The organism is Streptomyces sp. NPDC042201, from assembly GCF_055582185.1.
In genome coordinates, this window is the sequence record NZ_JBVJDS010000019.1 from 100,421 (window position 1) to 110,688 (window position 10,268).

General features: G+C 71.3%; 8 protein-coding genes. All 8 read right to left on the bottom strand.

Annotated features, from left to right (window positions below; all coding sequences use genetic code 11):
- Positions 1 to 90: 90 nt before the first annotated feature.
- Positions 91 to 1,527 carry a GTPase ObgE gene (obgE, locus tag ACZ6MZ_RS32545; protein ID WP_389792966.1) on the bottom strand — a complete coding sequence of 479 codons (1,437 nt, stop codon included), beginning with the start codon at positions 1,525 to 1,527 and terminating at the stop codon, positions 91 to 93.
- A gap of 121 nt (positions 1,528 to 1,648) precedes the next feature.
- Complete coding sequence (gene rpmA / locus ACZ6MZ_RS32550) at positions 1,649 to 1,903, bottom strand: 50S ribosomal protein L27 (protein WP_384192338.1); 255 nt, start codon at positions 1,901 to 1,903, stop codon at positions 1,649 to 1,651.
- A gap of 14 nt (positions 1,904 to 1,917) precedes the next feature.
- Positions 1,918 to 2,238, bottom strand: a complete 321-nt coding sequence (gene rplU / locus ACZ6MZ_RS32555; protein WP_384192335.1) for a 50S ribosomal protein L21 — start codon at positions 2,236 to 2,238, stop codon at positions 1,918 to 1,920.
- A gap of 300 nt (positions 2,239 to 2,538) precedes the next feature.
- Positions 2,539 to 6,492 carry an Rne/Rng family ribonuclease gene (locus ACZ6MZ_RS32560; RefSeq protein WP_469356093.1) on the bottom strand — a complete coding sequence of 1,318 codons (3,954 nt, stop codon included), beginning with the start codon at positions 6,490 to 6,492 and terminating at the stop codon, positions 2,539 to 2,541.
- Positions 6,493 to 6,724: 232 nt separating this feature from the next.
- A complete protein-coding gene (locus ACZ6MZ_RS32565; protein WP_389792480.1) occupies positions 6,725 to 7,507 on the bottom strand; it encodes a TIGR03936 family radical SAM-associated protein in 783 nt (260 codons plus the stop codon).
- A gap of 118 nt (positions 7,508 to 7,625) precedes the next feature.
- Positions 7,626 to 8,747 (bottom strand): hypothetical protein, encoded by a 1,122-nt coding sequence (locus ACZ6MZ_RS32570; RefSeq protein ID WP_469356096.1) that lies wholly within the window; start codon positions 8,745 to 8,747, stop codon positions 7,626 to 7,628.
- Positions 8,748 to 8,762: 15 nt separating this feature from the next.
- Entirely contained in the window at positions 8,763 to 9,296 is a 534-nt protein-coding gene (locus tag ACZ6MZ_RS32575) for a GNAT family N-acetyltransferase (protein ID WP_386877538.1), read from the bottom strand.
- Between the two features lie 203 nt (positions 9,297 to 9,499).
- Positions 9,500 to 9,838 carry a hypothetical protein gene (locus ACZ6MZ_RS32580; protein WP_469356099.1) on the bottom strand — a complete coding sequence of 113 codons (339 nt, stop codon included), beginning with the start codon at positions 9,836 to 9,838 and terminating at the stop codon, positions 9,500 to 9,502.
- Positions 9,839 to 10,268 lie beyond the last annotated feature (430 nt).

Here is a 10,268-nt window from a genome sequence, read left to right on the forward strand (position 1 = left end):
CACCCGGTCACCGGTTGTGACGCCGGCCCGGGTGACCACGGCTTTCCGCCATGGTCTCCCGGGCCGGGAGGGGCATCAGAAGGCATCGAACTAGAAGGCGTCGAACTCCTCGTACTCGCGGTCCGAGTCGTCCCGCTCGGCGTCCCGGTCCCTGCGCCGCTGCGCCGCCGGACGCGGTGCCTCGAGACGGTGGTCCTCGCCGCGGCGGCCGAGCATCTCCGCGCCCGCCATCATCGTGGGCTCCCAGTCGAAGACGACCGCGTCGTCCTCGGCGCCGATGGCCACTCCGTCGCCCGCCCGGGCGCCGGCCTTCATCAGCTGGTCCTCGACACCGAGCCGGCTCAGCCGGTCCGCGAGATAGCCGACGGCCTCGTCGTTGCTGAAGTCGGTCTGCCGCACCCAGCGCTCCGGCTTCTCGCCGCGCACGCGGTAGATCCCGTCCTCCTCCAGCGTGACGGTGAAGCCCGCGTCGTCGACGGCCTTCGGACGGATGACGATCCGGGTCGCCTCCTCCTGCGGCTTCTCCGCACGGGCCTTGGCGATGACCTCGGCGAGCGCGAAGGACAGCTCCTTGAGCCCCGTATGGGCCACGGCCGACGCCTCGAAGACGCGGTAGCCGCGCTGTTCGAGCTCGGGACGGATCATCTCGGCGAGGTCCTTGCCGTCCGGGATGTCGATCTTGTTGAGGACGACGATCCGCGGCCGGTTGTCGAGACCGCCGTACTGCGTGAGCTCTTCCTCGATGACATCGAGGTCGGTGACCGGGTCACGGTCGGACTCCAGCGTGGCCGTGTCCAGGACGTGTACGAGGACGGAGCAGCGCTCGACATGGCGCAGGAACTCCAGGCCGAGGCCGCGGCCCTGGCTGGCGCCCGGGATCAGCCCGGGGACGTCCGCGATGGTGTAGACGGTGGAGCCGGCGGTGACCACGCCCAGGTTGGGGACGAGCGTGGTGAAGGGGTAGTCCGCGATCTTGGGCTTGGCCGCGGAGAGCACGGAGATCAGCGAGGACTTGCCGGCGCTCGGGTAGCCCACGAGCGCCACGTCGGCGACCGTCTTGAGCTCCAGGACGATGTCCCCGCCGCGGCCCGGCACACCGAGCAGCGCGAAGCCGGGCGCCTTGCGGCGGGCCGAGGCCAGCGCGGCGTTGCCGAGACCACCGCGGCCGCCGTCGGCAGCGACATAGGTGGTGCCCTGCCCGACCAGGTCGGCGAGGACATTGCCCTGCTTGTCGAGGACGACCGTGCCGTCGGGGACCGGCAGGACCAGGTCCTGGCCGTCCTTGCCCGAGCGGTTGCCGCCCTCGCCGGGCTTGCCGTTGGTGGCCTTGCGGTGCGGCGAGTGGTGATAGTCGAGCAGCGTCGTCACCGACTGCTCGACGACCAGGATGACGTCGCCGCCCCGGCCGCCGTTGCCGCCGTCGGGGCCACCGAGCGGCTTGAACTTCTCACGGTGTACGGAGGCGCAGCCGTGGCCTCCGTTACCCGCGGCGACATGCAGCTCGACGCGGTCCACGAAGGTGGTCATGGGGGTTGCCTCCAGTACATACGGAAATGTCTAACCTGCAACACGCGAAAGGCGGACCCGCTTCCCGTCACCGGGAAGTGAGGTCCGCCCTCGCGAAGAAAACCGCTCTACGGGTGCCTGATCAGGCAACCGGAACGATGTTCACGACGTTACGGCCACGGCTGGTGCCGAACTCCACCGCACCGGCGTTCAGCGCGAACAGCGTGTCGTCACCGCCACGGCCGACGCCCGAGCCCGGGTGGAAGTGCGTGCCGCGCTGGCGGACCAGGATCTCACCGGCGTTGACGACCTGACCGCCGAAGCGCTTCACGCCGAGCCGCTGAGCATTGGAATCGCGCCCGTTCCGAGTGGACGATGCGCCCTTCTTATGTGCCATGTCTCCTCAGTCCCTTACTTCGCAGCCGCGGGAATACCGGTGACCTTGATCGCCGTGTACTGCTGACGGTGACCCTGGCGACGGCGGTAGCCGGTCTTGTTCTTGTAGCGAAGGATGTCGATCTTCACACCCTTGTGGTGGTCCACGACCTCGGCCGTGACCTTGATGCCGTCAAGCACCCACGGGTCGCTGGTGACGGTGTCGCCGTCGACCACGAGCAGGGTCGAGAGCTCGACCGTGTCGCCAACCTTGGCGGTGGGAATCTTGTCAACCTCAACGATGTCGTCGACAGCAACCTTGTGCTGGCGACCACCGCTGCGCACGATGGCGTACACGCGGATCTCACTCTCGCTCGGAACGGAACCCCTGATGCCAGCCGCTCGCACGGGCCGGGGCCCATGGCGATCCTGACAGGACGAGCGGCCTCCCCCGGAAATCCGGGAGGTGGGTGCTCAGGGGTGGGCGCGCATTGGAACACGCCGAAGGTTTAGAGTACGGGGCCCCTGTACAGGGGGTCAAACCAGGTCCCCCGCACCGTGACTGGGCCCGCGCGCCCCAGGGCGCGGCGGAGACGGAACGGCCGTCGGCCGGACCCGGGAATCCAGGGTCCGGCCGACGGCCGTCCGCGAACCTGCTCAGTCCTCCGTGGAAGCCGTGACGCCGGACGGCGCCTGCTGCTCGGCCGCCGCGGTCTTCTTCGACGCCGACTTGGCCGTCTTCTTGACCGTCGTCTTCTTCGCCGCGGTCTTCTTGGCCGTCGTCGTCTTCTTGGCGGCCGTCTTCTTCGCGGTGGTGGCCTTCTTGGCGGTCTTGCGGACCGTCTTCTTGGCCGGGGCGGCGCCTTCGGACCCGGCACCGTCCGACGCGTCCTCCACGGGCGCCTCGGCCGGCTCCTCGGCCTTCGTGTCCTTCACGGACTCCACCACGACGACCGCCGCGTCGTCGGCGCCCGAGGGCGATCCGGCGGGTGCGGTGACCTTGCGGGTCGCCCGGCGGCGCGCACGCGGCGGGGCCGCGACGGGTGCCTCCTCGGCGGCCGGCGCCTCGGCCGCGACCGGCTCGGGCACGGCCTCGGGCTCGGCGGGCACGGGCAGGACGACCTCGGCGGCCACTGCCGCGTCGGCTGCCTTCGGCGAACCGGCCGGAGCCGTCGCCTTGCGCGTGGCCCGACGGCGCGTACGGCCCGTGGGGGCCGCCTCCTCCGCGGGTGCCTCCGGCTCGGCGGCCGGAGCCTCGACCGGTGCCTCGGCGACGGGCGCCTCGGTCCTGGCCTCCGGCTCGGCGGCCTTCGGCGAACCGGCCGGAGCCGACGCCTTGCGCGACGCCCGGCGGCGCGACCGGCCGCGGACGGCCGCCTCGGCCTCCGCCGCACTGCTGAACAGCTCTTCGTCCGGAGCGAATTCGGGCTCGGGCAGCGCGGTCGGAACCGCCGCCTCCGCCGCGAGCTCGGCCTCGGTCTCCGCCGCGACACCGGCGTGCTCGTGGTCGTGGTCGTGGTCCTGGGCGAGGTCGTGCTCGTGACCCTGGTCGCCACCGGCCGCGCCGCCGCGGCCGCGCTTCTTGGCGCGCTTGCCGTTGCCGCCGCCACCGGCCGCCGTGGGCTGCTCCATGTGGACGATGACACCGCGGCCGTTGCAGTGGACGCAGGTCTCGGAGAACGACTCCAGCAGGCCCTGGCCGACCCGCTTACGGGTCATCTGGACCAGGCCCAGCGAGGTGACCTCGGCGACCTGGTGCTTCGTACGGTCGCGGCCCAGGCACTCCAGCAGCCGCCGCAGCACCAGGTCCCGATTCGATTCGAGCACCATGTCGATGAAGTCGATGACGACGATGCCGCCCAGGTCGCGCAGCCGCAGCTGACGCACGATCTCCTCGGCCGCCTCCAGGTTGTTCCTGGTGACGGTCTCTTCGAGGTTGCCGCCCTGGCCGGTGAACTTCCCGGTGTTGACGTCGACCACGATCATGGCCTCGGTCTTGTCGATCACCAGCGAACCGCCGCTCGGCAGCCAGACCTTGCGGTCCAGCGCCTTCATCAGCTGCTCGTCGATGCGGTACGTCGCGAAGACGTCGACCTCGCTCGTCCAGCGCGACAGCCGGTCGGACAGATCCGGCGCGACATGCGCGACATAGCCGTGGATGGTCTGCCACGCCTCGTCACCGCTGACGATGACCTTCGTGAAGTCCTCGTTGAAGATGTCGCGGACGACCCGGACGGTCATGTCGGGCTCACCGTAGAGAAGGGTCGGCGCGTTGCCGCTCTTCGCCTTCTTCTCGATGTCCTCCCACTGCGCCTGGAGCCGCTCGACATCGCGGCGCAGCTCGTCCTCGCTGGCGCCCTCGGCGGCCGTACGGACGATGACGCCCGCGTCCTCGGGGACGATCTTCTTGAGGATGGTCTTCAGCCGGGCCCGCTCGGTGTCGGGCAGCTTGCGGCTGATGCCGGTCATCGAGCCCTCGGGCACGTAGACCAGATAGCGGCCGGGCAGCGACACCTGACTGGTCAGCCGCGCGCCCTTGTGGCCGATCGGGTCCTTCGTCACCTGGACGAGTACCGACTGGCCGGACTTGAGGGCGGTCTCGATCCGGCGCGGGCCGTTGGCCATGCCCAGCGCCTCGAAGTTGACCTCACCGGCGTACAGGACGGCGTTGCGCCCCTTGCCGATGTCGACGAAGGCGGCCTCCATGGAGGGCAGTACGTTCTGCACCTTGCCCAGGTAGACGTTGCCGACGTAGCTGGTGGCCTGCTCCTTGTTGACGTAGTGCTCGACGAGCACGTTGTCCTCAAGGACACCGATCTGGGTGCGCTCGCCGTTCTGGCGGACGACCATCACCCGCTCGACGGCCTCGCGGCGGGCGAGGAACTCCGCCTCGGTGATGATCGGCACCCGGCGGCGGCCCTGCTCGCGGCCCTCGCGGCGGCGCTGCTTCTTGGCCTCCAGACGGGTCGAGCCCTTGATGGACTGCACCTCGTCGGAGCTGGTGCTGTGCTCGCGCTCTTCCTTCTTGCGCGGCTCGCGGACCTTGACGACCGTACGCTCCGGGTCGTCCGTACCGCTCTCGGCCTCGGAACCGCCGTCACCGCTGCGACGGCGCCGGCGACGACGACGCCGGCTGCTGGAGGAACCGCCGCCCGAGGAGCCCTCGGTGTCGTCGTGCTCCTCGTCGTCCCCGTCGCCGTCGCTGTCGCTGTCCTCGGACTGCTCGGCGGAGTCGTCGTGGTGCTCGTCCGTGGTGTCGTCCGCGTCCGCGGACTCGCCACGGCGGCGGCGACGGCCACCCCGGCGGCGGCGCCGCGACGGACGGTCCTCGTACTCGTCGGAGTCGTCACCGTCGCCGGACTGCTCGGCCTCGGTGTCGGTGTCCGTGTCGGTCTCGTCCGGGGACTCCTGCGGCGCCTCTTCGGCGGCCGGCGCGGTCTCCACGGGTTCGGCGGACTCACCGCGGCGGCGACGCCGGCGGCGGCCCGAGGGCTCGGGCGCGGCGACGGGCTCGGCCACTGCCGCGGCCTCCGTCACGTCCTCCTCCTCGTCGTCCTCCACGGTCCCGGCGGCGTGTGCCGCGGCGGCGGCCGTCTCCGGGGTCTGGAACATCGGCTCGGTGAAGACGGGCGCCTGGAAAACGGCCACGGCGGGCCGCGTCGCACGGCGGCGCGAGCGCTCCGGGGCCTCGGCCTCCTTCACGGCGGCCTTGTCGCCGGCCTTCGCCTTCGCCCTGGTCTCCTTGACGGGCTCGGGGGTGGTCTCGGGCGCGGCGGCCCTGCGGCGCGTACGGCCACGGGTGGCGGCCTTCTCGGCGGCCTGGACCTGCTCGTCCTCGGCGGCGATCTGCGCGACGACATCCTGCGGCAGGCTCTCGCCCGCCACGTTCTCGGCGGCCTGCGGCGCACCCTCGGGCGCGGTGGCCTTACGGGTCGCACGACGGCGCGTACGGGGAGCGGGCGCGGCCTCCTCGGCCGGGCTCTCCTCAACCGGGGTCGCCACGACGGCCTCGACGGCCTGCACCGGCTCGGGGGCGACCTCGGTAGTGACCTCGGCAGCGGCGGTCTTACGGGTGGCACGGCGGCGCGTGCGCGGCGCGGGGGCCTCTTCCGCGATCGGTGCTTCAGCGGTCGGTGCTGCGGCGGCCGGAGCTTCAGCGGCGGTCTCGGCGCTCTCCTCGGCCGGCGCACCCACAGGCGCGGTGGCCTTACGGGTCGCACGACGGCGCGTACGAGGGGCGGGCGCGGCCTCCTCGGCCGGGCTCTCCTCGGCCGGGGCCTCGACCACGGCCTCGACGGCCTCGGCCGGCTGGGTGGTCACCTCGGGTGCGGCGGTCTTGCGCGTCGCACGACGGCGGGTACGCGGCGCGGGGGCCTCTTCGGCCGCCGCCCCGCTGGTCGCGGCTGCGTCGGCAGCCTCACCGGCCGGTATGGCCGGGGCGACGGTCTCCGCGACCGTGACGCCGTTCGTGGCCTCGGCGCCCGCGGTGGGCGGGCCCGCCGGGCGGGACGCGGCGCGGCGCCTGCGGCGCGGCGGCAGCGTGTCGCTGGGCGAGTTGTTGTCTTCGTTGGTGGTGTTCCCGGGTGTACCGGGTTCGGTGGACTCAAGCATGCGGGCGGTTCTCCCGTCGCGCTCCCGGGCGCCGCGCCTGATTCCGGTCCGGCCGCGGCCCGCGCGGTGCGCGGTTGCCGCCGTCCGGGGCGCGGGCGCCGCACGGGAGCTGTTATGTCTGGCTCGCCGGTTCCCTACGCGATGTACGTACGGCCTGGCGAAAGTCTTCTGGTCAGCGCGCTGCCCGACCCAGGTGGCTCCCGAGTACCAGGGCTGCGCTACAACGACCGCCCTACGCGGAACCTGCACCTTCCGGCGCCTTCGCGGCGGCGGGTCCGGCGGCCTTGGATGGGGCGGCCATGACTGCCTCGCGGTCGGGCGCGAGCGGGTCGGTCACCGTGCCGGACTCCTCGTCGAAGAGCCCCTGCGCCAGCCTGGTCACCGCTGCGGGGACCGGCGGCGCCAGGTCGGCCACAGCTCGGAGACCGGACAGGACGTCGTCGGGTCGAACGGCAGGTGTCACGTGCCGAACAACCAGCCGCAGTATCGCACAGGGCCCGTCCCCGGGCCTATCAGGCTGTGGATGAGCCGCCCGCAGGTCGGCCACGGCACCCCGGGCGTCGAAGGTCCGCAGACCGTTCTTCGTACGGCGTTCGACCTCGACCGACTCGGCGGCGAGGAAGAGGGACACGGCCTGTGCGGCCTGCGCGGGGTCGACGCCCTCCAGCCGCAGCTCCCACACGGAAGCGGTCAGCCGGTCGGCGAGTCCGGACGTACGGGCCTCGACGGCGTCGATGATGTCGAGGCCGGCCGGCAGCGACTCGTCGAGCAGCTCACGCAGCTTGTCGGGGTCGCATGCCCGCACCAGGGCGATCTCCAGGAACTCGGCCTCGCTGCCCGTACCGGTGGGTGCGGCATTGGCGTACGACACCTTCGGGTGCGGGGTGAACCCCGCCGAGTACGCCATAGGCACCTCGGCACGGCGCAGCGCCCGCTCGAAGGCGCGCTGGAAGTCACGGTGGCTGGTGAACCGGAGGCGGCCGCGCTTGGTGTAGCGCAGTCGGATGCGCTGCACCGCCGGTGCGGGCGGCGGGCCTTCGGGCTGTCGCTTGCCCAGTGGTTCTTCTCCTCGGTGCGGGCGGTACGCGGTGACGCGCCGCCCTCGGACGTGGGGATGACCCCCGGATCCCGGCTCAGCCCCGCTTGTGCAAGGAGATCTCAGGTGCGGGCTCCGCGCCGGGGACGATCGTTGTACTACCCAGAGTACGCGCCCGGTCCACCAACGGTTCCCCAGGCTCTGGAGCCCGGGGTGCACCCACCAGCGCGCGCCAGGCGTCACGACGGGCCTGCCGGACGGTCGCCCGCGCGGAGCGGAGCGCGTCGCCCGCCGCCCGGCCCGCCACGCCTGCGATGTTCCTGGCCGGGGCCCAGACGCTGTCACGCAGCCAGTGACCGACCGGCGTACAGACGCTCCGGTACGTCCAGCGCAACGGGCGGCCCAGCAGATTCCAGGTGAGCCAGGCGAGGGCGCGGCCGACAGCGCGCGAGATGTGTCCGGCAACGCGCCAGGCGACACCGAACGCGGCGCCGATCTCGCGTCCGAGCGGGACGAGGATCACGCGGCACACCCAGCCGACCGGGATGACCAGCAGGACGCGTATCAGCCACACCGCCGGCACCATCAGCCCGTAGTACACCACCGGCACGACCACATACCGCCACAGCGCCACCCACGGCCACACCAGCAGCGTCCTCACCAGCCACTCCAGGAGCCACCCCAGAGCGTGCCCCAGCGGCGTGAGCAACGTCTCGTACAACCGGCCCAGCAACCGGCCGAGGAGGCGGCCCAGCGGGGTGAGCACGCTCCGGTACAGCCACACCACCGGCGCAACCAGTCCGTACCGCACCAGCGGCGTGAGCACACTCCGGTACAACCACACCACCGGCACCACGAGCCCGTACCGCACCAGCGGCGTGAGCACCGCGCCGTACAGCCACACCACCGGCACCACAAGCCCGTACCGCACCAGCGGCGTGAGCACCGCGCCGTACAGCCAGACCAGCGGGATCACGAGCAGGACCCGGCCGAGCCACGCCAGCGACCGGCCCAGCGGACGCAGCACCACCCGGTCGAGCGCTCTGCCACTCACGACGAGGACGTCCCACACCAGGCGCAGGGGCACGACGACCACCAGCACGACGATCCGCACCGGAATCCGCACGGCCGTCGTCAGACAGCCCTCGCCCGGCTCGTAGTGCGGCGGCGCCTGCTGACTCCCGTAAGCCCGGGGCGGCGTGTCCTTGTCCAGCTCCATGAAGGACAGGACGCCTCAGACGGCCGTTCGGATCCAGAAACGCAGCTTTCCTCCGCGCTCGTCCTCCAGCACCCCGCCGGCCGCCTCGATGACCTTGCGCGAGGGGACATTGGTGGTGTCGCACGTGACCAGGACGGACCCGATCCCGAGCCCACGAGCGACGGGCAGCGCCTCGGCGAGCATGGCGGTCGCATGACCCCGTCCGCGGGCGGTGGGGCGTACGGCATAGCCGATGTGGCCGCCCAGTTCGTACAGGAAGGGGTTGAGCCGGTGCCGGATGGCCAGACGCCCGAGAAAGGTGTCGCCCTCGACATACCAGAGCGTGGTGCTGGGCACCCAGCCCTCGATGCGCGGAGTCTCCTCCAGCGGCTCGGCGTTCAGCCGGTCCACGTAGGTCGCGAAGACCTCGGGCCGGTGCCAGGTGGCGGCGAACTCCTCCATCTCGTGCAGGAGCAGCGACCGTTCACCGGCGCCTTCCTCTACGAACTCCTTCATCGCGTCGAGGAAGGAGGCATGGACCCGGACGTCGGGAGCGATGAACCGCGGCATCCCGCCATTGTGCCCCCACACACCCAAGCCCGGCCCCGGATCACCCCGCGGCCGGGCCTGACGTCAGGTCACTCCCTGCCGGCTCCGGATCTGCGTGTCCAGCTGAGAGCAGATAGACACGGCCCCAAAACCAGAGCGCCGACACACGGAGCGGACGGATGGGCTCGCCCCCCACCTGTGCGGGTGGGGACCTTCTGTGCGCGTCAGAACTGGTCAGCGAAGTCGTCCTGGCGGACAACAAGGCGCTTGCGCACGTCCTTGGGGATCATCAGCTTCAGGTGAACCTTGGGGGCCCGAACCTTGGGGATCTTCGTGCGCGTGACCTCGCACTTGACTCCCACGCGAACGAGCTCCGCGGCCATCGCCTCCATGCCGCCGGCCTCCCAGCAGTGGCGAAACGTCTTCCCATTGCGCACGCTGACCCACCGGTCTTCGGTCGCCTCGGGGTCGATCTGCTGGAGCTCGGCGATCAGCTTGTCCAGCGTCTCCTGGGCCTGCTCCCGTGTGAATCGGACCTTTGCGTAACGGCCTTCCGGCTCCAACTCCTTTCATGTAGTGGGCGATCGACTCCTCCAGGCGCTTCGCCTCCTTGCGAGCCTTCGCGCCCTTGGCGTACTCCCGAACCTGCACCTCCTCGTCGCCCAGCACCTTCAGCACGTCCGCCACCAGCCGCTCGTAGACCTGCATCGGATGAGGCGCGCCGAGGCCGCCGCTCTCGTGTATGGCCGTGATGGCAAGCCAATCAAGATCGCCGAGCCAATCTTCACGGACGACGAGTTCGACACGCGAGGAACTTCGTGGCGCCGGTCAGCCGGCGAGTGGACTGCTTCTTGGCCCGCTTGTCGAGAGCCGCCTGAAGCGCACCGCCACTCTCCTTAGACCGTGTCCTATGTGGTTAGGCGGATGAGTCGTTTGTAGCAGCAGAGTGTGGCGGCGAGGCCGAGGAAGGCCAGGTAGTTGCGGGGTTGGCGT